Annotated in this window: 20 protein-coding genes and 1 pseudogene; 4 read left to right on the forward strand and 17 right to left on the reverse strand. The window is 73.3% G+C overall.

Annotation, left to right across the window (positions count from 1 at the left end; genetic code table 11):
• Positions 1 to 111: 111 nt before the first annotated feature.
• The 7 genes from ACZ6KO_RS11245 to hrcA all read right to left on the reverse strand — a co-directional run bounded on the left by ACZ6KO_RS11245 (position 112) and on the right by hrcA (position 6,953).
• Positions 112 to 1,164, reverse strand: coding sequence for a carbohydrate kinase family protein (locus ACZ6KO_RS11245; RefSeq protein ID WP_469303872.1), 1,053 nt, complete (start codon positions 1,162 to 1,164; stop codon positions 112 to 114).
• Positions 1,165 to 1,384: 220 nt separating this feature from the next.
• Positions 1,385 to 2,290: a ribonuclease Z gene (locus ACZ6KO_RS11250; RefSeq protein WP_469303005.1), complete on the reverse strand. Its 906-nt coding sequence runs from the start codon at positions 2,288 to 2,290 to the stop codon at positions 1,385 to 1,387.
• Positions 2,291 to 2,292: 2 nt separating this feature from the next.
• Positions 2,293 to 2,652: a histidine triad nucleotide-binding protein gene (locus ACZ6KO_RS11255; protein ID WP_469303008.1), complete on the reverse strand. Its 360-nt coding sequence runs from the start codon at positions 2,650 to 2,652 to the stop codon at positions 2,293 to 2,295.
• 215 nt (positions 2,653 to 2,867) lie between these two features.
• Entirely contained in the window at positions 2,868 to 3,614 is a 747-nt protein-coding gene (locus tag ACZ6KO_RS11260) for a 16S rRNA (uracil(1498)-N(3))-methyltransferase (protein WP_469303011.1), read from the reverse strand.
• Positions 3,614 to 4,678 (reverse strand): nitronate monooxygenase, encoded by a 1,065-nt coding sequence (locus ACZ6KO_RS11265; protein ID WP_469303014.1) that lies wholly within the window; start codon positions 4,676 to 4,678, stop codon positions 3,614 to 3,616. Before ACZ6KO_RS11265 ends, ACZ6KO_RS11260 begins: the two co-directional genes overlap by 1 nt.
• Before the next feature lie 121 nt (positions 4,679 to 4,799).
• Positions 4,800 to 5,936 carry a molecular chaperone DnaJ gene (dnaJ, locus tag ACZ6KO_RS11270; RefSeq protein ID WP_401448593.1) on the reverse strand — a complete coding sequence of 379 codons (1,137 nt, stop codon included), beginning with the start codon at positions 5,934 to 5,936 and terminating at the stop codon, positions 4,800 to 4,802.
• Positions 5,937 to 6,953 carry a heat-inducible transcriptional repressor HrcA gene (gene hrcA, locus ACZ6KO_RS11275; protein ID WP_469303020.1) on the reverse strand — a complete coding sequence of 339 codons (1,017 nt, stop codon included), beginning with the start codon at positions 6,951 to 6,953 and terminating at the stop codon, positions 5,937 to 5,939.
• A 153-nt stretch (positions 6,954 to 7,106) separates the two neighbouring features.
• Between hrcA and ACZ6KO_RS11280 the strand changes: the two genes are divergently transcribed.
• Both ACZ6KO_RS11280 and ACZ6KO_RS11285 read left to right on the forward strand, forming a co-directional pair.
• Entirely contained in the window at positions 7,107 to 7,841 is a 735-nt protein-coding gene (locus ACZ6KO_RS11280) for an MBL fold metallo-hydrolase (RefSeq protein ID WP_469303022.1), read from the forward strand.
• A 28-nt stretch (positions 7,842 to 7,869) separates the two neighbouring features.
• The gene (locus ACZ6KO_RS11285) at positions 7,870 to 8,667 is read left to right on the forward strand and encodes a DUF3097 domain-containing protein (protein WP_469303024.1); all 798 of its coding nucleotides are present in this window, start codon (positions 7,870 to 7,872) and stop codon (positions 8,665 to 8,667) included.
• Between the two features lie 122 nt (positions 8,668 to 8,789).
• On the opposite strand, the gene hemW is transcribed toward ACZ6KO_RS11285, so the two are convergent.
• The 3 genes from hemW to lepA form a co-directional block, all read right to left on the reverse strand.
• Complete coding sequence (gene hemW / locus ACZ6KO_RS11290) at positions 8,790 to 10,022, reverse strand: radical SAM family heme chaperone HemW (RefSeq protein ID WP_469303027.1); 1,233 nt, start codon at positions 10,020 to 10,022, stop codon at positions 8,790 to 8,792.
• A gap of 46 nt (positions 10,023 to 10,068) precedes the next feature.
• Entirely contained in the window at positions 10,069 to 11,958 is a 1,890-nt protein-coding gene (locus tag ACZ6KO_RS11295; RefSeq protein WP_469303029.1) for an AMP-dependent synthetase/ligase, read from the reverse strand.
• Positions 11,959 to 12,245: 287 nt separating this feature from the next.
• Positions 12,246 to 14,111 carry a translation elongation factor 4 gene (gene lepA / locus ACZ6KO_RS11300; protein ID WP_469303031.1) on the reverse strand — a complete coding sequence of 622 codons (1,866 nt, stop codon included), beginning with the start codon at positions 14,109 to 14,111 and terminating at the stop codon, positions 12,246 to 12,248.
• A gap of 189 nt (positions 14,112 to 14,300) precedes the next feature.
• Here lepA and rpsT point away from each other — a divergent pair, with 189 nt between their 5' ends.
• The gene (gene rpsT / locus ACZ6KO_RS11305; RefSeq protein ID WP_365131673.1) at positions 14,301 to 14,567 is read left to right on the forward strand and encodes a 30S ribosomal protein S20; all 267 of its coding nucleotides are present in this window, start codon (positions 14,301 to 14,303) and stop codon (positions 14,565 to 14,567) included.
• Positions 14,568 to 14,856: 289 nt separating this feature from the next.
• Here rpsT and holA read toward each other — a convergent pair whose 3' ends face one another.
• Positions 14,857 to 15,855, reverse strand: a complete 999-nt coding sequence (gene holA / locus ACZ6KO_RS11310; protein WP_469303034.1) for a DNA polymerase III subunit delta — start codon at positions 15,853 to 15,855, stop codon at positions 14,857 to 14,859.
• Positions 15,856 to 15,916: 61 nt separating this feature from the next.
• Between holA and ACZ6KO_RS11315 the strand changes: the two genes are divergently transcribed.
• The gene (locus ACZ6KO_RS11315) at positions 15,917 to 16,159 is read left to right on the forward strand and encodes a hypothetical protein (RefSeq protein WP_401448573.1); all 243 of its coding nucleotides are present in this window, start codon (positions 15,917 to 15,919) and stop codon (positions 16,157 to 16,159) included.
• A gap of 11 nt (positions 16,160 to 16,170) precedes the next feature.
• Here the strand turns inward: ACZ6KO_RS11315 and ACZ6KO_RS11320 are convergent, their stop codons facing one another.
• The 6 genes and pseudogenes from ACZ6KO_RS11320 to leuS all read right to left on the reverse strand — a co-directional run bounded on the left by ACZ6KO_RS11320 (position 16,171) and on the right by leuS (position 26,168).
• A complete protein-coding gene (locus tag ACZ6KO_RS11320; RefSeq protein WP_469303038.1) occupies positions 16,171 to 17,049 on the reverse strand; it encodes a YceI family protein in 879 nt (292 codons plus the stop codon).
• 160 nt (positions 17,050 to 17,209) lie between these two features.
• Positions 17,210 to 19,594: pseudogene (locus ACZ6KO_RS11325) on the reverse strand (ComEC/Rec2 family competence protein); the annotation flags it as partial.
• Positions 19,591 to 20,721, reverse strand: coding sequence for a ComEA family DNA-binding protein (locus ACZ6KO_RS11330; RefSeq protein ID WP_469303040.1), 1,131 nt, complete (start codon positions 20,719 to 20,721; stop codon positions 19,591 to 19,593). The pseudogene ACZ6KO_RS11325 and the gene ACZ6KO_RS11330, both read right to left, overlap by 4 nt.
• A gap of 100 nt (positions 20,722 to 20,821) precedes the next feature.
• Positions 20,822 to 21,667 carry a DegV family protein gene (locus ACZ6KO_RS11335; protein ID WP_469303044.1) on the reverse strand — a complete coding sequence of 282 codons (846 nt, stop codon included), beginning with the start codon at positions 21,665 to 21,667 and terminating at the stop codon, positions 20,822 to 20,824.
• An 807-nt stretch (positions 21,668 to 22,474) separates the two neighbouring features.
• Entirely contained in the window at positions 22,475 to 23,143 is a 669-nt protein-coding gene (locus ACZ6KO_RS11340) for a hypothetical protein (RefSeq protein ID WP_469303048.1), read from the reverse strand.
• Between the two features lie 142 nt (positions 23,144 to 23,285).
• Positions 23,286 to 26,168 carry a leucine--tRNA ligase gene (gene leuS, locus ACZ6KO_RS11345; RefSeq protein WP_469303050.1) on the reverse strand — a complete coding sequence of 961 codons (2,883 nt, stop codon included), beginning with the start codon at positions 26,166 to 26,168 and terminating at the stop codon, positions 23,286 to 23,288.
• Between the last annotated feature and the right edge of the window lie 332 nt (positions 26,169 to 26,500).

Below are 26,500 nucleotides of genomic sequence, written 5' to 3' on the forward strand. Positions count from 1 at the left end.
GGCTCTCTGGCCTGCACATACCTCCCGTAGCGGGGTCTCGCCGATCGAGAACCTCTTGGAATACCAAGCGTACGACGCGCCCGGGGTGTTCCCGAGGGGATTTACCGGCGGCTACGCGGAGTGCCGGAAGCCGATCGTCGGGACCGCCCGGCGGCGCGGCCCCGGGGCGCTCTCCGGCGGGATCAGCTCGTCCAGGAAGCCGTAGCGGGCCGACCGCTCGCCCAGGGAGCGCCACCAGTGGGCGACCTCCGCCCAGCCCGGGGCGGAGAGGGAACCGCCGAACTCCTGGACCGAGAGGGCGGCCGTCAGGCCCGCGAAGGCGAGCCGGTCGGCGAGCGGCCAGCCGGCCAGGGTGCCGGTGACGAAGCCCGCCACGAAGACGTCGCCGGCGCCGGTGGGGTCCAGGGCCTCCACCTCGATGCCGGGGACCTCCGCGGTCTCCCCGGTGCGGCCGTCCACGGCGTACGAGCCCTCCGGGCCGAGGGTGACCACCGCGATCGGGACCAGGTCGGCCAGGGCGCGGGCGGCGGCGCGCGGGCAGTCGGTGCGGGTGTAGCGCATGGCCTCGCCGGCGTTCGGCAGGAACGCCTCGCAGTGCTCCAGGTCCAGTGCGCCCAGGTCCCAGCGGCCGCTCTCGTCCCAGCCGACGTCCGCGAAGACGCGGGAGCCGCGGCGGGCGGCGTCGGCCACCCACTCCTCGCGGCGGCCGGGGACCAGCGAGGCCACGGCGGCCCGGGCGCGCGGCGGGCAGGCGGGGAAGGGGCCGGGACCGGCGGGCGGCGGCGCCTCGTGGCCGTGGCTGACCATGGTGCGCTCCCCCTCGTACGCCATGGAGATCGTCACCGGGCTGTGCCAGCCGGGGACGGTCCGCGACATCGACAGGTCGATGCCCTCGTCCTGCTCCAGTACGTCCCAGCAGTACGCGCCGTAGTGGTCGTCGCCGAAAGCGGCCGCGAGGGAGGTGTGCAGGCCGAGCCGGGCCAGGGCGGTGGCCATGTTGGCGACGCCGCCGGGGCTCTGTCCCATGCCGCGCGCCCAGGACTCCGTACCGCGCACGGGTGCCGAGTCGAGACCGGTGAAGATGATGTCGAGGAAGACCGTGCCGGTCAGGAACACGTCGCAGCCCGGGTCCTGGGGCGCGCGCAGCGGGCCGAGCGGGTCCACCGCCGCCGCGGCGCGGGCGGCGCCGTGGGGTGCGGTCGGGCGGCTGCCTCTGGTGTTCCGACTGGTCACGGTGTCCTCCCCGGTTCGGTGGCGAGCTCCCGGCCCTGCCCGCGCGGCGCCGGGCCAAACCCAGTGTGGCCCACATCACAGCCGGAAGTCGGCGGTCGCGCACGGCGCGTGGTGCGCGCCACGGGTGCCACGGCCGTCCCGCGGGGCTGCCTCAGCGGCGTTTGGGCAGGGGCACCCGGGCCAGGTCCGCGGCGATCGTCAGCTCGCCCTCGAACCCCGCGGCGCGGGCCTGGAGCTCGAACGCGTCGGGGTCGGTGTAGCGCTGCGAGAAGTGCGTCAGCACCAGGTGCCGCACGCCCGCGTCCCGGGCCACGCGGGCGGCCTGGCCCGCGCTCAGGTGCCCGTGCTCCTCGGCGAGGTGCTGGTCCTCGTCCAGGAAGGTGGACTCGATGACGAGCATGTCGCACCCCTCGGCGAGGCCGTACACCCCGTCGCACAGCCGGGTGTCCATCACGAAGGCGAAGCTCTGCCCGGGCCGGGGCTCGCTGACGTCCTCCAGCGTGACGCCGCCGAGCACGCCCTCGCGCTGGATCCGGCCCACGTCGGGGCCCTTGATGCCGTGCCGCGCGAGCAGCCCGGGCAGTATCCGGCGGCCGTCGGGTTCGGTGAGGCGGTAGCCGAAGGACTCCACCGGGTGCGAGAGCCGGCGGGCGGAGAGCGTGTAGGAGGCCCCGGTCGCCAGCACGCCGTCCTCGGAGACCGGCACCTGGTCGATGACGACGGTCTCGCGGTAGGCGGTGGCGTACCGCAGCCGGTCGTAGAACTTCTGCCCGCTGGCCGGGTAGTGCGCGGTGACCGGGTGCGGGACCCGGTCGAGGTTGATGCGCTGGATCACCCCGGCGAGACCGAGGCTGTGGTCACCGTGGAAGTGGGTGACGCAGATCCGGTCGATGTCGTGCGCGGCGACGCCGGCGCGCAGCATCTGCCGCTGGGTGCCCTCGCCGGGATCGAAGAGGATGCCCTCGCCGTCCCAGCGCAGCAGGTAGCCGTTGTGGTTGCGGTGCCGGGTGGGCACCTGGCTGGCGGTGCCCAGCACCACGAACTCGCGTGCGGACACGGCTATCCCGGGGGCCACTGCAGGCCGCGTCCGCCGAGGACGTGGGCGTGCACGTGGAAGACGGTCTGGCCGGCTCCGGCGCCGGTGTTGAAGACGACCCTGAAGCCGGACGCGTCGACGCCGTCCTGCGCCGCGACCTCGGCGGCCTCGCGCAGCATGTCGGCCGCGACCGCCGGCTCGGCGGCGGCGAGGCTCGCGGCGTCGGGGTAGTGGACGCGCGGGACGACGAGCACGTGGGTGGGCGCCTGCGGGTTGATGTCCCGGAACGCCACCGTGGTCTCGGTCTCCCGTACGACCGTCGCGGGGATGTCCCCCGTGACGATCTTGCAGAACAGGCAGTCTTCCTGCGGTTCCCCTGCCATCGCTTGTCCTCCGGTCGCGCTGATCATCTGCGTGCATCGTATCGGCCGCCGGAGCGCCGTCCGGCGCCCGCGGCGCCCCCGCGTCCGGATCGGGCCGGGGCGAGGGTCACGGCGTCCGTCGCGGGGCCCGCCCCGGGGCCTACGGACCTTGCCGGGGGGGGCGGGCGGCCCCGCGGGCTCCGGGACCAGTGCCCCGGCCCCGGCCCCGGCCCCGGCTACGACCAGCGGCCCGTGCGGGCCAGGAGGACCGCCGTCGCGGCCGTACCGGCGGTGGAGGTGCGCAGCACCGAGCGGCCCAGGCGGTACGGCCGGGCGCCCGCCTCGGCGAAGGCCGCGAGTTCGTCCGGCGAGACCCCGCCCTCGGGGCCCACCACGACCACGATCGAGCCGGCGGCCGGCAGCGCGGCCGTGGCCAGCGGCTCCGAGCCCGCCTCGCGGTCCTCGTGGAGGACCACCGCCAGGTCCGCCCCGGCCAGCAGCGCCGCGACCTGCTTGGTCGACAGGGCCTCCGCGACCTCCGGGAAGCGGACCCGGCGCGACTGCTTGCCGGCCTCGCGCGCCGTACTGCGCCACTTGGCCAGGGACTTGGCGCCCCGGTCGCCGCGCCACTGCGTGATGCACCGCGACGCCTGCCACGGCACGATCGCGTCGACGCCGGTCTCCGTCATCGTCTCGACGGCCAGCTCGCCCCGGTCGCCCTTGGGCAGCGCCTGGACCACGGTGATCCGCACGGCCGGCTCGGGCTCCTCCTCGACGGTGTGCAGGTCCATGACCACCAGGCGGTCCTTGCCCTCGGCGGCCTTGACCACGCCCTCGGTCCAGCGGCCGCGCCCGTCGGTGAGGACCACGTCCTCACCGGGGTTCAGCCGCTTCACCGACACCGCGTGCCGGCCCTCGGGGCCCTCCAGCACGAACTCCGGCCCCGCGGGCACCTCTTCGACCACGAACACCGGGGCCGTCATCACACGCTCCTCATCTGGGTCTCGGCCAGCTCGGCCATGAGCACCTCTACCAGTTCCCCGGCCGGCAGCACCCGCGCCAGCCGGTGGCCCTGGCCCGCCCACAGGGCCATGCCCTGCGGGTCCCCGGCCGCCGCGGCGGCCTTGCGCAGGCCCGCCGTCAGGTAGTGCACCTGCGGGTAGGCCGCCGGCGCGTACGGTCCGTGCTCGCGCATGAACCGGTTGACCAGCCCCCGGGCCGGCCGGCCCGAGAACGCCCGGGTGAGCTCGGTACGGACGAACAGGGGGTCCGTCAGCGCCTTCTTGTGCAGCGCGTGCGCCCCGGACTCCGGGCAGGCCAGGAACGCCGTGCCCAGCTGCGCCGCCTCCGCGCCGGCCGCGAGCACCGCCGCGATCTGCGAACCGCGCATCAGGCCGCCGGCCGCGACGATGGGCAGCGCGACCGCCTCCCGCACCTGTGCGACCAGGGCCAGCAGCCCGACGCCCGTCCCGTCGGCGTGCGGGTCGTCGCGGTGGGTGCCCTGGTGGCCGCCGGCCTCGATGCCCTGGACGCACACGGCGGCCGCGCCGGCCGCCTGCGCGGTGCGCGCCTCCTCGACGGAGGTCACGGTCACCACCGTGTACGTACCCGCCGCGCGCAGGCTCGCCAGGGCCGCCGGGGTGGGGCAGCCGAAGGTGAACGAGACCACCGGGACCGGGTCTTCGAGGAGGATGGCGAGCTTGGCGTCGTAGCCGTCGTCGCACGTGCCAACGATGTCATCGGCGGCGAGCGAGGTCTCGTACCAGCTGGCCTCGCCCGCGAGCTGCCCGCGGTAGGCCTCGACGGCGGCGGGATCGACGTACGCGGTCTGCGGCAGGAACAGGTTGACGCCGAACGGCCGCCGGGTGAGCCCCCGCAGCCGTTTGACCTCTTGGTACATGCCATCGGCGGTCTTGTAGCCGCCGGCCAGGAAGCCCAGCGCGCCCGCCTCGCACACGGCGGCGGCGAGCGGCGGGCACGAGGCGCCGCCCGCCATGGGAGCCTGCACGATCGGATACGGGGAAAGACCGTTCAGTGCGGTGGACATGACCGCATCGTGCCATGTCCACCGCACCAGGCCGAATCGTGGCATTCGCCTGGCATAATCCACGGCGGCCCGCCGTCAGCGGCCGTCGAACGCGTCTGCCAGTGGCCGTCGAACGCGTCCGTCAACGGCCGTTGAACGCGTCCTTCAACCGGCTGAACAGGCCCTGCTGACCCGGCTGGAACTGGCCCATCGGCCGCTCCTCACCGCGCAGCTTGGCCAGCTGGCGCAGCAGTTCCTCCTGCTGGGCGTCCAGCTTGTTCGGGGTCTGCACCTCGACGTGGACGATCAGGTCGCCGCGACCGCCGCCGCGCAGGTGGGTCACGCCACGGCCGTGCAGCGGGATGGACTGGCCGGACTGGGTGCTCGGGCGGATGTCCACCTCCTCCATGCCGTCCAGCGTCTCCAGCGGGCACTTCGTGCCCAGCGCGGCCGCCGTCATCGGGATCGTCACCGTGCAGTGCAGGTCGTCGCCGCGCCGCTGGAACACCGCGTGCGGGAGCTCGTGGATCTCCACGTACAGGTCGCCAGCGGGACCGCCGCCGGGGCCGACCTCGCCCTCGCCCGCGAGCTGGATCCGGGTGCCGTTCTCGACGCCGGCCGGGATCTTGACGGTGAGGTTGCGGCGGGAGCGGACCCGGCCGTCGCCCGCGCACTCGTGGCACGGGGTCGGGACCACGGTGCCGAAGCCCTGGCACTGCGGGCAGGGGCGCGAGGTCATGACCTGGCCCAGGAAGGACCGGGTCACCTGCGACACCTCACCGCGGCCGCGGCACATGTCACACGTCTGCGCCGAGGTGCCGGGGGCGGCGCCCTCGCCGGAGCAGGTCGTGCACACGGTGGCCGTGTCGACCTGGATCTCCTTGGTGGTGCCGAACGCGGCCTCGTCCAGCTCCAGGTCCAGACGGATCATCGCGTCCTGACCGCGCCGGGTGCGCGAGCGCGGGCCGCGCTGGGACGCCGTACCGAAGAACGCGTCCATGATGTCCGAGAAGTTGCCGAAGCCGCCGGCCCCGAAACCGCCCGCGCCGCCGCCGCCCGAGGAGGACAGCGGGTCGCCGCCGAGGTCGTAGACCTGCTTCTTCTGCGGGTCCGACAGCACCTCGTACGCGGCGTTGATCTCCTTGAAACGCTCCTGCGTCTTGGGATCGGGGTTGACGTCCGGGTGCAGCTCGCGTGCGAGCCGCCGGAAGGCCTTCTTGATCTCGTCCTGCGATGCGTCGCGGCGCACGCCGAGAACGGCGTAGTAGTCCGTGGCCACTTACGACTCCGCCAGGATCTGTCCGACGTAACGTGCCACTGCGCGTACCGCTCCCATCGTTCCGGGGTAGTCCATGCGGGTCGGTCCGACCACGCCGAGTTTGGCGACTGCTTCGCCGCCCGAACCGTAGCCGACCGAGACGACGGACGTGGAGTTCAGTCCCTCGTACGCGTTCTCGTGGCCGATGCGTACGGTCATCCCCGACTCGTTGGCCTCGCCGAGCAGCTTGAGGAGCACGACCTGCTCCTCGAGCGCCTCCAGCACGGGCCGGATGGTCAGGGGGAAATCATGTCCGAAGCGGGTGAGATTGGCGGTGCCGCCGATCATCAGCCGTTCCTCGGTCTCCTCCACCAGCGTCTCCAGCAAGGTCGCGAGCACGGTCGACACCGTGCCGCGGTCATCGCTCTCGAACGACTCGGGGAGGTCCTGCACCAGCTGCGGCACGTCCGCGAACCGGCGGCCGACGACGCGGCTGTTGAGCCGGGCCCGCAGATCGGCCAGCGACTGCTCGCCGAACGGCGCGGCGCAGTCCACCATGCGCTGCTCGACCCGGCCGGTGTCCGTGATCAGGACGAGCATCAGACGGGCCGGCGCGAGCGCCAGCAGCTCGACGTGGCGCACGGTGGAACGGGTCAGCGACGGGTACTGCACGATCGCGACCTGGCGGGTCAGCTGCGCCAGCAGCCGTACGGTGCGGCCGACGACGTCGTCGAGGTCGACCGCCCCGTCCAGGAAGTTGTGGATGGCCCGGCGCTCGGGCGTCGACAGCGGCTTGACGCCCGCCAGCCGGTCGACGAAGAGGCGGTAGCCCTTGTCCGTGGGGATCCGGCCGGCGCTGGTGTGCGGCTGGGCGATGTAGCCCTCGTCCTCCAGCACGGCCATGTCGTTGCGCACGGTGGCGGGCGAGACGCCGAGCTTGTGCCGCTCGGTGAGCGCCTTGGAGCCGACGGGCTCCTCCGTCCCGACGTAGTCCTGGACGATGGCGCGCAGCACTTCGAGTCTGCGTTCGCTGAGCATCGCGCGCACCTCCAGCTCGTTCGGTTCGGTTTCGGCCTGCGTCTGGCACTCGGTGCAGGTGAGTGCCAGAGATCCCCCGGTCAGTGTACGGCGGGCAGGCATACACCTAGCAAGGGCCGCTGCCCATCGCGCCGGTCACGGTAGCGTCGCGGTATGGACGTCGCTTGGGAAGAGGCCGGCTGGGAGCGGATCACCGCGCGGACCGGCCGGCGCCGCCTTCCGGTGTGGGATTGCACGGTGGGACTGGTGGTCGGGGACGAATCGGTCCTGCTGATCGACCCGGGTTCGTCGGTGCGCGAGGGGGCCGTACTGCGGGCCCAGGCGGAGCGGATCACCGGCCGGCGCGTGACCCATATCGCATTCACGCACGGCCATTTCGACCATGTGCTGGGCGGGGCGGCGTTCTCGGGGGCGGAGGTCTTCGGGGCGGTGGGGCTGGACACGCTGCTGCGGCTGGAGCGGGAGGCGCTGCGCGCGGACGCGGTCCGGCACGGCCTGCCGGAGGAGGACGCCACGGAGTCGGCCGACCTGCTGGTCCTGCCCCGCCACTCGGTGTCGGGCGAGTGGACGCTCGACCTGGGCGGCGTACAGGCGCTGCTGGCCAATGTCGGCCCCGGGCACACGCGCCACGACCTGGCGGTGTTCGTGCCCGATCCCCCCGATGTCGCGGAAGTCGTCTTCTGCGGGGACCTGGTCGAGGAGTCGGGCGAACCGATGGCGGGCCCGGACGCGGTGCCGGCGCAGTGGCCGGCGGCCCTGGACCGGCTGCTGGCCCTGGGCGGCGAGGACGCGTTGTACGTGCCCGGTCACGGAGCGGTGGTCTCCGCGGGCTTCGTGCGTGCGCAACGCGACACACTGGCCGCGCGTTTCGGCGTGTCACCTTCCTAGGGCGGCGGTTGTCCCTACTGTCGGGCGGATGCGCGAGTACTCACCGGACCTGACCCCGTCGTGGAAGCGTCCCCGGGCGGTGCCCGAGGTGCCGGCCGACCCCGACGTCGTGGTCGAGGAGGCCGCTACGGGCTTCTGCGGGGCGGTGGTGGCCTGCGAGGCCGGCACGGTGACCCTGGAGGACCGCTTCGGCAAGCGCCGGGTCTTCCCGCTGGAGCCGCGGGGCTTCCTGCTGGACGGCGCGGTGGTGACGCTGGTCCGCCCCGCTCCGAGGCCGGCGGGCCCGGCCCGCACGGCCTCCGGTTCGGTTGCGGTGCCCGGGGCGCGGGCGCGCGTGGCCCGGGCGGGCCGGATCTACGTGGAGGGCCGCCACGACGCGGAGCTGGTGGAGAAGGTCTGGGGCGACGACCTGCGCATCGAGGGCGTGGTGGTGGAGTACCTGTCCGGGGTGGACGACCTCCCGGCGATCGTCGCGGACTTCCGCCCGGGCCCGGACGCCCGCCTGGGCATCCTGGTCGACCACCTGGTCCCGGGTTCGAAGGAGTCCCGCCTGGCGGCGTCGGTCGCGGGCCCGGACGTCCTGGTGGTGGGCCACCCGTACGTGGACATCTGGCAGGCGGTGAAGCCGTCGTCGCTGGGCCTGGGGTCCTGGCCGGTGATCCCCCCGGGCCAGGACTGGAAGACGGGCATCTGCCGGGCCCTGGGCTGGCCGGAGAACACGGGGGCCGCGTGGAAGCGGATCCTGTCCCACGTGACGTCCTACAAGGACCTGGAACCCACCCTCCTGGGCCCGGTGGAACACCTGATCGACCACGTGACGGCGTGACGCCGGCGGGGCGCGACCGCACGTATCGGGGGTCTGGGGGCTTGCCCCCGGTTACGGGAAGGGGCGGGGTGGGGGAAAGGCTCCGCGCAGCGGCCCCGCGGCCCCACGGCCCAGCGCCCCCGTCAGTCGACCAGGTCCCGCACGACCGCGTCCGCCAGCAACCGCCCCCGCAAGGTCAGCACGGCCCGCCCCTCGGCGTACGGCGCCGCCTCCAGCAGACCGTCGGTCAGGGCCTGCCGGGACGCCGCGAGCCCCGCAGGCGCGAGCAGCGCCAGCGGCACCCCCTCCGCCAGCCGCAGCTCCAGCAGGATCCGCTCCACCCGCCGGTCCTCGTCCGACAGCCGCTCCCGCCCCGCCCCCGGCGAGCGCCCGCCGGCCAGCGCCGCGGCGTACGCGCCGGGGTGCTTCACGTTCCACCACCGCACGCCGCCGACGTGGCTGTGCGCGCCCGGTCCCGCCCCCCACCAGTCGGCGCCGCGCCAGTACAGCTCGTTGTGCAGGCAGCGGCCCGCCTCGGACGTCGCCCAGTTCGACACCTCGTACCACTGGTACCCGGCGTCCGCCAGCACGGAGTCCGCGATCAGGTAGCGGTCGGCGTGCACGTCGTCGTCCGTCATGGGGACCTCGCCCCGGCGGATCCGCCGCGCCAGCTGCGTACCCTCCTCCACGATCAGCGCGTACGCCGACACGTGGTCGGGGCCCGCGCCGATCGCCGCGTCGAGCGAGGCGCGCCAGTCGTCGTCGGACTCGCCCGGCGTGCCGTAGATCAGGTCGAGGTTGACGTGCTCGAAGCCCGCCGCCCGCGCCTCCCCCACGCACGCCTCCGGGCGGCCGGGGGTGTGGGTGCGGTCGAGCACCTTCAGCACGTGCTGGCGGGCGCTCTGCATGCCGAAGGAGATCCGGTTGAAGCCGCCGGCCCGCAGCTCCTCCAGGTACGCCGGACCGACCGACTCCGGATTGGCCTCGGTGGTGATCTCCGCGTCGTCGGCCAGCCCGAATTCCGCGCGCAGCGCGGCGAGCATCCGCACCAGGTCGGCGGCGGGCAGCAGGGTGGGCGTGCCGCCGCCGACGAAGACGGTGCGTACCGGCCGGGGGTCGTCGCCCAGGACCTTGCGGGCGAGGCGGATCTCGTCGATCAGGGTGTCGGCGTAGTTCTCGCGGGAGGCGAGCACGCCCCCGGTGCCCCGCAGCTCGGTGGCCGTGTAGGTGTTGAAGTCGCAGTACCCGCAGCGCGTCGCGCAGTAGGGAACGTGCAGGTAGAAGCCGAGCGGACGGCTCCCCGCGCCCGCAAGGGCGGACGACGGCAGGGAGCCGTCCTCGGGCATGGGTTCACCGTCGGGCAGTGCGGAAGGCATGCGCCCATTGTCCCGCACCGCCCGGCCGTGGTGGACGCGTCGAACGTCACGCCTCGCGGGCGCCCTCGTACATCTCCTCGATCAGGGCCTTGAACTCGCGCTCGACGACGGGCCGCTTCAGCTTCAGGCTGGGGGTGAGGTCACCGTGCTCGACGTCGAGGTCGCGCGGGAGCAGCCGGAACTTCTTGATCGTCTGCCAGCGCTGGAGGCCCTCGTTGAGGGTCTGGATGTAGGTCTCGATCAGGCGGGTGGTCTCGGGGGCGGCCACGACCTGGGCGTAGGTCTTGCCCTCCAGGCCGTGCTCGGCGGCCCAGCCCAGGATCGCGGGGCCGTCGAGGGCGATCAGCGCGGAGCAGAAGTTCCGGTCGGCGCCGTGCACGACGATGTTGGAGACGTACGGGCAGATCGCCTTGAACTGGCCCTCGATCTCGGCCGGGGCGACGTACTTGCCGCCGGACGTCTTGATCAGGTCCTTCTTGCGGTCGGTGATGCGCAGGTAGCCGTCGGGCGAGAGCTCACCGATGTCGCCGGTGTGCAGCCAGCCGTCGGCCTCCAGGACCTCGGCGGTCTTCTCGGGGAGGTTGTGGTAGCCCTGCATGATGCCGGGGCCGCGCAGCAGGATCTCGCCGTCGTCGGCGATGCGGACCTCGGTGCCGGGGAGCGGCTTGCCGACGGTGCCGGTGCGGTAGGCCTCGCCGGGGTTGACGAAGGAGGCGGCGCTGGACTCCGTCAGGCCGTAGCCCTCCAGGATGTGGATGCCTGAGCCGGCGAAGAAGTAGCCGATCTCGGGGGCCAGCGCGGCGGAGCCGGAGACGGCGGCGCGCAGCCGGCCGCCGAAGGCCTCGCGGAGCTTGGAGTAGACGAGCGCGTCGGCGATCTTGTGCTTGGTGGACAGGCCGAAGGGCGCGGTGGCGTTGCCGGTGCGGCGGAAGTTGTCCTGGGTGACCTTGGCGTACTCGCGGGCCACGCCGACGGCCCACTGGAAGATCTTGTACTTGGCACCGCCGCCGGCGCGGGCCTTGGCCGCGACCCCGTTGTAGACCTTCTCGAAGATGCGCGGGACGGCCGCCATGTACGTCGGCTGCACGACCGGCAGGTTCTCGATGATCTTGTCGATGCGGCCGTCGACGGCGGTGACGTGACCGACCTCGATCTGGCCGGACGTGAGCACCTTGCCGAAGACGTGGGCCAGCGGCAGCCAGAGGTACTGGACGTCGTCCTTGGTGATCAGGCCGGTGGCGACGGTGGCCTTGGCCATGTACGACCAGTTGTCGTGCGGCAGGCGGACGCCCTTGGGGCGCCCGGTGGTGCCGGAGGTGTAGATGAGGGTGGCGAGCTGGTCGGCGGTGATGGCCGCGACGCGGTCCTTGACCGCGGCGGGGTGCTTGGCGAGGTGTTCCTTGCCCAGCGCCTCCAGGTCGGCGAGGGAGAGCACCCAGCCCTCCGGGTCACCGTCCTGCGCGACCACGTCCGCGGCGTCGATGACCACGACGTGGCGCAGCTCGGGCAGCGCGCCGCGGTGCTCGCGGGCCTTGGCGAGCTGGGCGGCGTCCTCGGCGATCAGGACGCGCGCCTCGGAGTCGGACAGGATGTACGCCGACTCCTCGGCGTTGGTGCTCGGGTAGATGGTGGTGACCGCGGCGCCGGCGCACATCACGCCCAGGTCGCTGAGGATCCACTCGACCCGGGTCCCGGAGGAGAGCGCGACGCGCTCCTCGGCCTGGACACCGAGCTCGGCCAGGCCCGCGGCGATGGCGAACACCCGCTCGGCCGCCTGGCCCCAGCTCAGCGACCGCCACTCGTCCGGCCCCTGACCGGAGGCCGCCGGTACGGGATACCGGTAGGCCTCGGCGTCCGGGGTGGCCGCGACGCGCTCAAGGAAGACGGTCGCCACGGTGGGCGGGCGATTCTCGACAAGGGACTGTGTGTCGCTCACGACATCCTCCGGACCGGTCCACGCGGCAGGGCGTGGGCGTGGGGACTGGCAGGTTGCAGACCGGGCTGATCTGCACCGGGCTGATCTGCGGCAGGGGCTTGAACCAGGCGGGGTTGAACCAGGCGGGGCTTGAAACTGGCGAGTAACCATCGAGCAGTGATCAGACTAGAGGCCCTCCTGCCGGTGCGTAAGGGTCGGCGAGCGGCCGGTTCATAACGAAACGGGCCCCCGCGCGTGTGCGCGGGGGCCCGTTCGTACCGATTCCGGTTACTCCTGTGCTGCTGCGGCTACTTCTTCTTGCCGCTGGACTCGTCGCTGGAGAGCACCGCGATGAAGGCCTCCTGGGGGACCTCCACGGAGCCGACCATCTTCATGCGCTTCTTGCCCTCCTTCTGCTTCTCCAGCAGCTTCCGCTTACGGGAGATGTCACCGCCGTAGCACTTGGCGAGGACGTCCTTGCGGATGGCGCGGATGGTCTCGCGGGCGATGACGCGGGAGCCGATGGCCGCCTGGACCGGCACCTCGAAGGCCTGCCGCGGGATGAGCTCGCGCAGCTTGGCGACCAGGCGCACGCCGTAGGCGTAGGCGGCGTCCTTGTGGCAGACGGCGGAGAAGGCGTCCACCTTGTCGCCGTGCAGCAGGATGTCGACCTTGACCAGGCTGGAGGCCTGCTCGCCGGTGGGCTCGTAGTCGAGGGAGGCGTAGCCGCGGGTCTTGGACTTCAGCTGGTCGAAGAAGTCGAAGACGATCTCCGCGAGCGGGAGGGTGTAGCGGATCTCGACGCGGTCCTCGGAGAGGTAGTCCATGCCGAGGAGGGTGCCGCGGCGGGTCTGGCACAGCTCCATGATCGAGCCGATGAACTCGGTGGGCGCGAGGATCGTGGCACGCACGACCGGCTCGAACACGTCCGAGATCTTGCCCTCGGGGAACTCGCTCGGGTTGGTGACCGTGATCTCCTTGCCGTCCTCCATGACCACGCGGTAGACCACGTTGGGGGCGGTGGCGATCAGGTCGAGGCCGAACTCGCGCTCCAGGCGCTCGCGGATCACGTCCAGGTGGAGCAGGCCGAGGAAGCCGACGCGGAAGCCGAAGCCGAGCGCGGCGGAGGTCTCGGGCTCGTAGACGAGCGCGGCGTCGTTGAGCTGGAGCTTGTCCAGGGCCTCGCGCAGGTCCGGGTAGTCCGAGCCGTCCAGCGGGTACAGGCCCGAGAACACCATCGGCTTGGGGTCCTTGTAGCCGCCCAGGGCCTCGGTCGCGCCGTTGTGCAGGCTGGTGATGGTGTCACCGACCTTGGACTGGCGGACGTCCTTCACGCCGGTGATGAGGTAACCCACCTCGCCGACGCCGATGCCGTCGGCCGGGGTCATCTCCGGGGACGAGACACCGATCTCCAGCAGCTCGTGGGTCGCGCCGGTGGACATCATCCGGATGCGCTCGCGCTTGTTGAGCTGGCCGTCGACCACGCGGACGTAGGTGACCACGCCGCGGTACGAGTCGTAGACCGAGTCGAAGATCATCGCGCGGGCCGGGGCGTCCTTGACGCCGACGGGCGCCGGGACCTTCTCCACGACGCGGTCGAGCAGCGCGTCCACGCCGAGGCCGGTCTTGGCGGAGACCCGCAGGACGTCGTCGGGCTCGCAGCCGACCAGGTTCGCCAGCTCCTCGGCGAACTTCTCCGGCTGGGCGGCCGGCAGGTCGATCTTGTTCAGGACGGGGACGATCGCGAGGTCGTTCTCCATCGCCAGGTACAGGTTGGCGAGGGTCTGCGCCTCGATGCCCTGGGCGGCGTCCACCAGCAGGATCGTGCCCTCGCAGGCCGCCAGCGAGCGGGAGACCTCGTAGGTGAAGTCCACGTGGCCCGGGGTGTCGATCATGTTCAGGATGTGCGTGCTGCCCTGGCCCGGGCCTGCCGTGGGCGCCCACGGCAGACGGACCGCCTGCGACTTGATCGTGATGCCGCGCTCACGCTCGATGTCCATGCGGTCGAGGTACTGGGCGCGCATCTGCCGCTGGTCGACGACGCCGGTCAGCTGGAGCATCCGGTCGGCGAGCGTCGACTTGCCGTGGTCGATGTGCGCGATGATGCAGAAATTGCGGATCAGCGCCGGGTCGGTACGGCTCGGCTCGGGCACGTGGCTAGGGGTCGCGGGCACGCAGTGTCCTGATTCTCGGGTCGCAGTCGGAACGTTACGCAGACATCCATGGTCCCATGACTGGGCGAGTGCGCTCGGTTTGGGCCGCCCAATGGACGCCTGGTAGCCTGGGCAGCTGTGTCTCGTATGCCCTCTCAGCTGTCGGGACGCAATCCGAAGATCAATCTCTGAACCTGAAAAGGCTCTTTCGTGGCGAACATCAAGTCCCAGATCAAGCGGAACAAGACCAACGAGAAGGCGCGCCTGCGCAACAAGGCCGTCAAGTCGTCGCTCAAGACCGCGATCCGCAAGGCCCGCGAGGCCGTCGTCGCCGGTGACGTCGAGAAGGCCACTGTGGCTTCCCGCGCCGCCGCCCGTGCGCTCGACAAGGCCGTCTCGAAGGGTGTCATCCACAAGAACGCCGCCGCCAACAAGAAGTCGGCGCTGGCTGCCAAGGTTGCCACCCTCCAGGGCTGAGCTCTCGATGTGAATCGCCGGTGAGGAACCAGCGGGCCCTCTCTCCCGCTCCTGACCGGCCCCCGTGCCGCGCACGAAGCGTTCGCCACGCGGGCGCGACACACCAGAAGTAACCGAAGGCCCCGGCCTCCGCCCTTCCCCAGGACGGCGCCCGGGGCCTTCGCGTACCCGGACGGGGGTACGTAGGCGGACCACGGCAGCCCGCCACGATCCTGGGCACCGGCGCCGGCGCCCGGAACGGTCAGCGCCCAGGACCGTCAGCGCCCAGGACCATCAGTGGGCGGGACCGTCAGTGGGCCGGACGGCGGGGGCGGGCGGCGCGGGCCACCGCGACCACCGCCTTCTCCAGCGCGTACTCGGGGTCGTCGCCGCCGCCCTTGACGCCCGCGTCGGCCTCCGCGACCGCGCGCAGGGCGTCCGCGACGCCGTCCGCCGACCAGCCGCGCATCTGCTGGCGGACCCGGTCGATCTTCCACGGCGGCATGCCGAGGTCGCGCGCCAGATCACCGGGGCGGGCCCCGCGCGGGGCGGAGGCCAGCTTGCCGATGGCCCGGACGGCCTGGGCGAGGGCGCTGGTGATCAGCACCGGGGCCACACCGGTGCCCAGCGCCCAGCGCAGCGCTTCGAGGGCCTCGGCCGCGCGGCCCTCGACCGCCCGGTCGGCCACCTCGAAGCTGGAGGCCTCGGCCCGGCCCGTGTAGTAGCGGCCGACCACGCCCGCGTCGATGGTGCCCTCGACGTCCGCGCACAGCTGCGCCACCGCGCTCGCCAGCTCGCGCAGATCGCTGCCGATCGCGTCCACCAGCAGCTGCGAGGCCTCCGGCGTGGCCGAACGGCCCAGCGTGCGGAACTCGCCGCGTACGAACGCCAGCCGGTCGCCGGCCTTCGTCATCTTCGGGCAGGCCACCTCCCGCGCGCCGGCCTTGCGGGCCGCGTCCAGCAGACCCTTGCCCTTGGCACCGCCCGCGTGGAGGAGGACGAGGGTGATCTCCTCGACCGGCGCGCCGAGGTACGCCTTGACGTCCTTGATCGTGTCCGCGGACAGGTCGTGCGCGTTGCGCACGACCACGACCTTGCGCTCGGCGAAGAGCGAGGGACTGGTCAGCTGGGCGAGCGTGCCCGGCTGGAGCTGCTCGGGGTTCAGATCGCGCACGTCCGTGTCGGCGTCGGCGGCACGGGCGGCCGCCACCACCTCCCGCACGGCGCGGTCGAGCAGCAGGTCCTCCTGCCCCACCGCGAGGGTGAGCGGGGCGAGCGGATCGTCGGTGGAGTTCTTCCTGGTGGCCATCGCGTCCAGCATCCCACGCCGCACCGACACTCCCCCGCGCCCCGTACCCGACAATGGTCGCGTGAATGTGCGACATGTACTGGTCCTGCCCGACCGCGACGCCGCCGAGGAGGTCGCCGACGAGGCCGTGGACCGCTTCGGCCTGGCCGAGGAACCCCAGCTGGTCCGCGACGCCCTGGCCGGCGAGGACGACGCCGAGGACGCCCAGTGGCTGGTGGTCGTCGAGGACCCGGCGGCCCGGCTCGACCCCACGGCCCTGGACGGCCTCGCCGCCGAGTACGAGGGCTGGCTCGAAGCCCCGTAGGCCGCGGCCCGTCAGGCCTTGTGGACGATCTGCACGTCCAGTTCGACCTGGATGCTCGACCCGATCGCCGCGATGCCCTGGGCCAGCGTGGACTGCCAGTTCAGGGTGAAGTCCTCGCGGTTCAGGCGGGCCGTGGCCCGGCAGGCCGCGCGGGGTTCGCCCTCCAGGCCCGTGCCGGTGCCCAGGTACTCGGTGTCCAGGGTGACCGAGCGGCTGACCCCGTGCAGGGTCAGGGCGCCCGCGACGGCCCAGCGGCTGCCACTGCGGTGGATGAAGCGCTCGCTGTAGAACTCCACCGTCGGGTGGCGGGAGACGTCCAGGAAGTCGGCGGAACGCAGATGGTCGTCGCGCATCCGCAGCCCCGTGTCGATGCTCGCCGCGTTGATGACCACGTGCATCGAGGAGTCCTCCATGCGGCTCGCTATCCGGACCGCGCCCGCGAACGTGGTGAACCGGCCGTTGATCCGCGCCAGGCCGATGTGCCGGGCCGAGAACGCGATCGAGGAGTGGCCGGGGTCGAGCTCCCAGTGACCGGGCTGCGGCAGCAGCGGCGGCTCGACCGGGTCCAGCACGATCTCCGCCGTACCCGGCTGGGCCTCGTCGCCGACCAGCGTCGCCCCGTGGAACGGCGCGTACCCCTCGGCCGTGACCAGAAGCCGGTACTCCCCCTCCGGCACGGCGGCGATGAACCCCCCGTAGGGGTCCGTCTCGCCACGGACGATCCGCCGGCCGATCGGGTCGGTCACCTCGAACTGCGCCTGCCGGACCGGCTGGTGGACGGTGTCGAGGACCCGGCAGCTGAGCAGCTTCGCCGTGGGCGGCAGCGTCAGCGTCGCGGACGTATGCGGACTGGTTCCGGCCGTCTCCAACCCCCGTCGGCGACCGAACATGATGGATGCACCCCCGTGCTGTGTTGATTCGGGCTTTATCTTGGGCCCTTCTGGCGAAAACGCATTCGATCACGCTGTCGAGTTGTGGGCAAAACAGATGGGCAAATCCGGCGTGGCGAGGCCTCGGCCGCCGGGCCGCACGACGGCCCATGGCCGGAAATGCCTTGAGTCCCGCCCCTGTTGCCGTCACGGCCACCGAACCGTCCCTGTCGGTCCGCAGCACGGTCGCACCGCCCGCCCGCAGCCGGGCGAGCGTACCCGCGGCCGGGTGGCCGTAGCGGTTCCCGGCGCCGACGGGCACGAGCGCGAGCCGGGGCCGGACCCGTTCCTGGAGGCCGGGGTCCTGGTGCGCGGAGCCGTGGTGGGCGACCTTCAGGACGTCCACCGGTCCCAGCTGCGGATGCGCCGTCAACAGGGCCCGCTGGGAGGCTGGTTCGAGATCGCCCAGGAGCAGCAGGGTGAGGCCGGCCGTCCGGACGAGAAGGGTGACACTGGCGTCGTTAGGCCCGACTCCCGACAGGCCCGCCGGTGGCCACAGCACCTCCCACGCCAGCTTCCCGGCCCGGCGCCGCTCCCCCGGTCCCGCCGCGACCACGGCGACCCCGGCGGCCGCCGCCGCCCGGTGCACCGACCGGGCCTGCCCGGGCGGCTCCCGCAACCCGGTGGTCTGGATCACGCCGACCGACCGCCCGCGCAACACCCCCGACAGGCCGCCCACGTGGTCGGCGTGAAAGTGCGTCAGGAGCAGCAGCGGCACGGTACGCACGCCCAGGCTGCGCAGGCACGCGTCCACCGGGGCGGGGTCGGGTCCGGCGTCGACCACCACTGCCGTACCGGGGCCCACGGCGAGCACTCCGGCGTCGCCCTGGCCGACCGCGCACTGCACGTAACTCCAGTCGGGCGGCGGCCAGCCGGTGAGCGCCCGGGTGAGGTGCGGGGGCCGCAGCACGGCGACGAGCAGCAGCAGGGCCGCCGCCGCACACGGCCACCGGTGGCGCCGTATCCGGGCGGCGAGGCCGATGACGACCACGGTGACCACCGCCAGCAGCACACCGCCGGTCAGCCCGCCCGGCCAGGCGAGCTCGGCCCCGGGGAAGCGGGCCCCGGTCCGGGCCACCCCCGCGATCCACCCCGCCGGCACCCCTGCGCACCGGGCCAGCAGCTCGGCGGCCGGCGCGTACACCGGAGCCACGGTGAGCGCCGCGAACCCGAACACGGTCGCCGGGCCCGCCGCCAGCTCGGCCAGCAGATTGCACGGGACGGCGACCAGGCTCACCCGGGCCGAGAGCACCGCCACCACGGGTGCGCACACCGCCTGCGCGGCCGCGGCCGCCGCCAGCCCCTCGGCGAGCCGGGGCGGCACCCCGCGCCGCCGCAGGCCCGCGCTCCACCGGGGTGCGACGGTCAGCAGGGCCCCTGTGGCCAGGACGGAGAGCAGGAAGCCGTAACTGCGCGCCAGCCAGGGTTCGTAGAGCACCAGCAGCAGCACGGCCGCGGCCAGCGCCGGGATCAGGGATCTGCGCCGGCCGCTGCCGATCGCCAGCAGGGTGACCGCTCCGCAGGCCGCGGCCCGCAGCACGCTCGGCTCGGGCCGGCACACCACGACGAACGCCAGCGTCAGTGCCGCTCCGCCCAGCGCCGTGGCCCGCAACGAGAGCCCGAGTCGGGGTGCCAGGCCCCGCCGCTCGGCGTACTGGGCGCTGCCCGGCGGTCCGATGAGCAGGAACAGCACGACGGTGAGGTTGGAGCCGGACACCGCCAGCAGGTGCAGCAGGTCGGTGGCGCGGAAGGCGTCGTGCAGGTCCTGCGGGACCCGGGAGGTGTCCCCGACCACCAGGCCGGGCAGCAGGGCCCGCGCGTCGGGGGCGAGCCCCTCTGTGGCCTGCCGCAGCCCCGCCCGTAACGAGCCCGCGACCCGCTGCGCCGCGGACGGGCCTCCGGTGACCTCCGGCGAAGTGCCCGAGGCGGGCCGGAGCAGCGCCACCGCCCGCTCGCCCTCGCGCGCCGGAGCCAGCCGGGCGGCGGTCACGGTCACCCGGGTCGAGGGCAGCAGCCCCGCCCATCCCGGGTCGCCGGCCATCACCAGGACGGGCGTCGCCACCCGGGTCCGGGTCCCGTCCGGCCCGGTCACCCGGGTCAGCTCGGCGTCCAGCAGCAGGAGGGGCGGACCGTTCCCGCCGCCACCGCCCGCGCGCCGGGCGTCGGAGCCGATCGTCAGCTCGGCCGAGACCCGGGCATGCGTGGCCGCGAGCTCCGCCACGGGGCCGGCCCGCGCCTGAGCCCGCTGGAACCCGGCCACCCCCGCCGCGGCCGCCGCGCACAACAGGGCGGCGGCCACCGCCGTGCCCACCGTCCACCTCGGTCCCGCCCGGCGCCAGCCCAGCAGGACGAGCAGACCCGCGCCCGCGACGCACAGCCCGACGGCTGCCGCCGTCCACGCGCCCGGGGCGCCCAGGGCGAGTGCGGCAGCCGCCCAGGCCGCCACCGCCGGTCCGGCCAGGCGCAGGTCCACCGGTCCCTCGGGCCGGGGCCCGGGGCGGTTCACGGCCGCACCAGCGCGCGCAGGTCGGCGAAGCGGCGCTCGCCGATGCCGTCGACCTGACGGAGCTCCTCCACGGAGCGGAAGCCCCCGCGGGCCGTACGGAAGTCCACGATGTGCTGGGCCAGGACCGGGCCCACCCCGGGCAGGCCGTCGAGCTGCTCGACCGTGGCCGTGCCCAGGCTCAGCGGGCCGCTGCCGGTGCCGTTGCCCGGCCGACCGGTGACGCTGCCCGGCCGACCGGGGCCGGGCGCACCGGGCGGACCGGCGGCGCCGGGCGGCACGGGGACGCCCACCAGCACCTGTTCTCCGTCCACGAGGATCCGGGCCCGGTTCAGCCCGGTGGTGTCCGCACCGGGCTGGACTCCCCCGGCGGCCGCCAGCGCGTCCTCGACCCGCGAGCCGGCAGGTAACTGGCGGACACCCGGCGCGCGGACCTTGCCGCTGACGTCGACGACGATCCGCGTGCCGGTGGCGGCGGCCGCCCCCGTCCCCACGGCCGCGCCACCGGGCGGGGTGGTGGACGGTAGGGGGTCCGCCACGGCGGCCGGGGCGACGGTGGCGGGCGCGGTCACCGGCTGGGGCCTGGCCGCCCAGTACTGCTGTCCGGCGAAGCCGACACCGGCCAGCAGCACCACCGCGACGGCGGCCAGGGACCGGCGCTCCAGCCCGCATCGGGTCTGCAGCCAGACGGGCAACCGCTCACGCAGGGCCAGCCGACCGGCCACGGCCGGGGGCAGCAGCGGCGCCGGGGCGGACGGTTCAGCCGTCGGACCGGGCGCGGACGTGGGCGCGAGGCCGAGCGGCGGTGCCGGCCGGTGCCCGGGCCATGCGTCGGACGGCACGAGGCCGGGCACTGGCAGTGCGTCGGGCGGTGGCGGGGCGTCGGGCGCGGGCGGCGCGTCGAGCGGCGGCGAGGCGTCGGGCGGGGTCTCGGGCGGAGGTGTGGGGGTGGAGCGGGGTGGGGGCGGGGGTGGTGTGCTGCTGCCGGCCAGGAGCGCCTCGGCGCGGCGGCGGAGCGTCGCCGGTGTGGTGCGGCGGTGGCGCAAACGGCCGTCGGAACCACGGGCGCGGCCCGGGCCGCTGGTCCCGATGGGGTGCTGTGAGCTGCGCGTACGCGTTCGAAGGTTCATGTCGATGACGGTAGGCGCGGACGCCCGCCACCGTTCGGAAGCCTGAATTCCGGTGGATGAGCCAGGAGTTGTGGATAACTCCGGCACCCGTGTGGGTGAATCAGCGCGGTGACACGACCGCCGCGAGCAGACCCGGTCCGGTGTGCGCGCCGATCACCGCACCGACCTCGCTGACGTGCAGCTCGACCAGGCCGGGGATGCGCTCACGGAGCCGTTCCGCGAGCTTCTCCGCGCGTTCGGGGGCCGCCAGATGGTGCACGGCGACATCGACGGCGGCCGTGCCCGCGCGCTCGACGGCCAGCTCTTCGAGTCGGGCGATGGCCTTGGAAGCCGTACGCACCTTCTCCAGCATCTCGATGCGGCCGCCGTCCAGGGTCAGCAGCGGCTTGACCGCGAGCGCGGAACCGAGGAGGGCCTGGGCGGCACCGATACGGCCGCCGCGGCGCAGGTAGTCGAGGGTGTCGACGTAGAAGTACGCCGACATCTCGGCGGCGCGCTTCTCGGCGGCGGCGACCGCCTCGTCGGGGTTGCCGCCCGCCTCGGCGGTCTCGGCAGCGGCGAGGGCGCAGAAGCCAAGGGCCATCGCGACCATGCCGGTGTCGACGACGCGGACCGGGACCGGGGCGGTGCGGGCGGCGAGCACGGCGGCGTCGTAGGTGCCGGAGAACTCGGCGGAGAGGTGAAGACTGACGATGCCGGTCGCGCCGGCGTCCACGGCCGCCTGGTAGGCCTGGACGAAGTCCGCCGGGGCCGGGCGGGAGGTGGTGACCGGTCGGCGCTTCTGGAGGGCCAGGGCGAGGCTGCGGGCGGAAATCTCGGTGCCCTCTTCGAGGGCCTCGTCGCCGAGGACCACGGTGAGGGGGACGGAGGTGATCCCGTGCCGCGCCATTGCCTGCTGGGGCAGGTAGGCCGTGGAATCGGTGACGATCGCGACATGGCGGGACATGAGGCGGAGAGTACCGGGAGTGGGGGTGGTCCGGCAGCCCGGGCCCTCCGGGGGGCGTGGGCGTGTGCGGTCCGCCGCCTCTGCCGGCGGCGCGCCCGGCGGCCCCCAGCGGCTCCCAGGGCCCGGGACGTGGCCTCCCAGGGGCCGGGATGTCCAGCGGCCGGGAGCGTGCTGGCCCTGGTCCGCTGCGCGGAGCCGTTTCCCCACCCCGCCCCTTCCCGAAACCGGGGCTCCGCCCCGGACCCTCCCCACGCCTCAAACGCCGGCGGGGCTGGGGTGGGGCCTCCGCCCCGGCCCCCTGGCCTCAAGCGCCGGCGGGCTGACGTGGGGCTCCGCCCGTCACCCCCGGCCTCAAACGCCGGCGCGGCTGGGGTGGGACCCCAGCCCGGATCCCCGGCTTCAAGCGCCAGCGGGGCAGAGGTGGGGCTCCGCCCTGGCCCCCGGCCTCAAACGCCGACGGGACTGCAGTCAGGCCCCCCACCCCGGACCCCAGCCTCAAACGCCGACGGGACTGCGGTCAGGCCCCGGCCCGCATCCCCGGCCTCAAACCCCGGCAGGGCTGCAGTCGGGCCTCCGCCCGGACCCCCGACCTCAAAACGCCGACGGGACTGCAGTCGGGCCCCCATCCCGGAACCCCGGCCTCGAACGCCGACGGGGCTCGGGGGCCTCCCGCCGGGGTATCGCCGACGGGGCAGGGAGGGGTGGTGTGGGGGCTTCGGGGGCGGGCCGGGGGCCGGATCGGAGCTGTGTCGGGCTCCGTTCGCGGGGTCCCGCGCTTCCTGTACCGGCGGGCGGCCGGTGCGGTGGTCAGGTCGTCGTTTCCGGGCGGGGGGACTTTTCCCAGGGGTACGGGCGGGGCGGAGCGGGCGGGTTCAGGGCCTCGCGCTCCCGGGCCGGGGGCGTCGGGGAGGTGTCGGTCTCCGTGGGGGTGGGGCTGGACCAGTCGCGCAGGGCGTCCGATTCGAGGTCGATCTGCGCCGACAGGACCGAGAGGTCGTCCTGGGCCAGGCGGCGGGCACGGTCGTGGGCGGCCCAGCGCAGCGAGTCCGCGGACTTCGTGATGCGCTCCGTGCGCTCCCGCAGCTCCGGCAGGCGCTGGCTCAGCCGCTCGCGGTCCGGCTCCTGCTCCAGCCGCTTGAGCTCGGCGTCCAGCTCGTGCCCGTGCGTGCTCAGCTGCTCGAAGAGGGTGATCGACTCCTGCAGTGAGGCGTCCGTCCGCACCCCCTGGTGCAGGGCCTGCTGCGTCGCCCGCATCGAGGTCCGCAGGTCCAGCCGCAGCTGCGCCAGCTGCCCCGCGGCGCCGACCTGGCCGATGCTCTTGGCCCGCAGCGCCGTGTCCTCGACCGTCCGGCGGGCCTGTGACACCGTCCGCTCCACGCCCCGCTTCGCCGCGCCGACCGCCTTGACCGTGGCGTACGCCCCTAGGGCCACCAAGGCCAACAGCATCAACGCGAAGATGATCAACGCGGCCTCCATGGCGGTCCCTTTCCCCGGCTGCGGATCCGACTACGGATCTCCCCCTCCAAGGTAAACGCCACGGGCAGGCCAGGGGTTCCATTCGAACCCCCAACCTGCCCGTACGGGGAATCCCCTACGTCGGACGACCGTCGGACGACCGTCAGACGACGATGTTCACCAGCTTCGGCGCGCGCACGATCACCTTGCGGATCTCGGCCCCGCCCAGCGCCGCCACGACCGCCTCGTCGGCCAGCGCCAGCTGCTCCAGTTCGCCCTCGGAGATCGTCGGCGGAACCTCCAGGCGGGCCTTGACCTTGCCCTTGATCTGGACGACGCAGGTCACGGCCTCGTCGACCACGTACGCCGGGTCCGCGACCGGGAAGTCCTGGTGGACGACCGAGTCGGTGTGGCCCAGGCGGCGCCACAGCTCCTCCGCGATGTGCGGCGCCAGCGGGGCCACCAGCAGCACCAGACGCTCCGCGACCGAGCGCTCCAGCGGGCGGCCCGCCTTCGTCAGGGCGTTGTTCAGCTCCGTGATCTTGGCGATGGCGGTGTTGAACCGCAGCCCCGCCAGGTCCGAGCCGGCCCCGTCGATCGCCTTGTGCAGCGCGCGCAGGGTCGCCTCGTCCGGCTCACCGTCCACGACGGTGACCGCGCCGGTCTCCTCGTCCACGATGTTGCGCCACAGGCGCTGCAGCAGCCGGTACTGACCCACCACGGCCCGGGTGTCCCACGGACGCGACACGTCCAGCGGGCCCATCGCCATCTCGTACAGGCGCAGCGTGTCGGCGCCGTACTCCTCGCAGATCTCGTCCGGCGTGACGGCGTTCTTCAGGGACTTGCCCATCTTGCCCAGCTCGCGCTTGACCGGCTCGCCCTCGAAGAAGAACTTCCCGTCCCGCTCCTCGACCTCGGTGGCCGGGACCGGGAAGCCGCGCTCGTCGCGGTAGACGTACGCCTGGATCATGCCCTGGTTGAACAGCTTGTGGAACGGCTCCGCCGACGAGACGTGGCCCAGGTCGAACAGGACCTTCGACCAGAAGCGCGCGTACAGCAGGTGCAGCACCGCGTGCTCGGCGCCGCCCACGTACAGGTCCACGCCGCCGTGCGGAGCGCTGTCCCGCGGGCCCATCCAGTACTGCTCGATCTCCGGATCCACCAGCGCGGAGGCGTTGGTCGGGTCCAGGTAGCGCAGCTCGTACCAGCAGGAGCCGGCCCAGTTGGGCATGGTGTTGGTCTCGCGGCGGTACGACCGCACGCCGCGCCCGTCGCCCAGGTCCAGCTCCACGTGGACCCAGTCGGCCTTGCGCGAGAGCGGGGTCTCCGGCTGCGAGTGCGCGTCGTCCGGTTCGAAGGTGCGCGGCGAGTAGTCCTCGACCTCGGGCAGCTCCAGCGGCAGCATCGACTCGGGCAGCGCGTGCGCGACGCCGTCCTCGTCGTAGACGATCGGGAAGGGCTCGCCCCAGTAGCGCTGCCGGCTGAACAGCCAGTCGCGCAGGCGGAAGTTGACCGTCCCCTCGCCGATGCCGCGCTCGGCCAGCCACGCGGTGATCGCGGCCTTGGCCTCGACCACGCCCAGGCCGTCCAGGGAGATGCCCTCACCCGTGGAGTTGACCAGCTCGGCGTCGTAGGAGACGAATGCCTCGTCCCACGCGGCCGGGTCGGTGCCGCGGCCGTCGGTCGGCCCGACCACGCAGCGCACCGGCAGCTCGAAGGCGCGCGCGAACTCGAAGTCGCGGCTGTCGTGCGCCGGAACGGCCATGATCGCGCCGGTGCCGTAGCCCATCAGCACGTAATCGGCGATGAAGACCGGGACCTTCTCACCGCTGACCGGGTTGATCGCGTACTCACCGGTGAAGACACCGGTCTTGTCCTTGGCCTCGGCCTGCCGCTCGACGTCGGACTTCGAGGCGGCCTGCTTGCGGTACGCCGCGACGGCCTCCGCCGGGGTGGCGTGCCCGCCGGTCCACACGTCGTGCGTGCCCTCGGGCCAGGCGGCCGGGATGAACTTCTCGACCAGCGGGTGCTCGGGCGCCAGCACCATGTAGGTGGCGCCGAACAGGGTGTCGGGGCGGGTGGTGAAGACGGTGATCGCCTCGTCGCCCAGCGCGAAGTCGACGCGCGCGCCCTCGCTGCGGCCGATCCAGTTGCGCTGCTGGAGCTTGATGGCCTCGGGCCAGTCCAGCGCGTCCAGGTCGTCCAGCAGGCGGTCCGCGTAGGCGGTGATCCGCATGTTCCACTGGCTCAGCTTGGCCTTGAAGACCGGGAAGTTGCCGCGCTCGGAACGGCCGTCCGCGGTGACCTCCTCGTTGGCCAGCACGGTGCCCAGGCCGGGGCACCAGTTCACGGGCGCGTCGGAGGAGTACGCCAGGCGGTACTCGTTCAGTACGTCGGCCCGCTCGCCGGCGGTCAGCTCAGCCCAGCCGCGGCCGCCCGCGGCGCCGGCGGGAACCTCACGGGAGCCGTCCTCGAAGGCCGCGATCAGCTCGGCGATCGGGCGGGCCTTCTTCGCGTCGGCGTCGTACCAGGAGTTGTAGATCTGCAGGAAGATCCACTGGGTCCACTTGTAGTAGTCCGGGTCGATCGTCGCGAACGAGCGGCGCTTGTCGTGGCCCAGGCCCAGCCGGCGCAGCTGGAGCTTCATGTTCTCGATGTTCGCCTCGGTCGACACCCGCGGGTGGGTGCCGGTCTGCACGGCGTACTGCTCGGCCGGCAGGCCGAAGGCGTCGAAGCCCAGGGTGTGCAGGACGTTGTGCCCGGTCATCCGCTGGTGGCGGGCGAAGACGTCGGTGGCGATGTACCCCAGGGGGTGGCCGACGTGCAGGCCGGCGCCCGACGGGTACGGGAACATGTCCATGATGAACTTCTTGGGACGCGCGACGACCGCCGGGTCCCCGGCCAGGTCACCGGTCGGGTTCGGGGCCTCGTACGTCCCCTCCGCGTCCCATACGTCCTGCCAGCGTGCCTCGATGTCGGCGGCCATGGCAGCCGTGTAACGGTGCGCCTCGGCCGCCTCGGGGGCCGGGGTGTTCGTCTCGCTCATGATTTCTGAAGCTCCATCGATCGTCTCTGCCGACTCTGCCTGCCCAAACGAAAAAACCCCTCGCACAGGAGGGGACGCCGCGCCGATACCGACCGTCTCGAAGGGTCGGCACTGATCAGCGCGGCTCGGTAAGCAGAAGGCGTACGGCACGCATGGCGTCAGGGTACCGCAGGGGCCCAGAGCATCGCGCGGCCGTTCCGCACAACGAGAAGCGGGGCCCCCCCACCCCGGGGCCCCCCTGAGAGCCGGTGGGCGCAAGCCTAAATGAAAACGCAACCCCCCCCATCCCAGGCGGGGCGCCACACCAACAGCTATAACCCCAAGGGGCGAGG

This window comes from Streptomyces sp. NPDC042102, assembly GCF_055582305.1.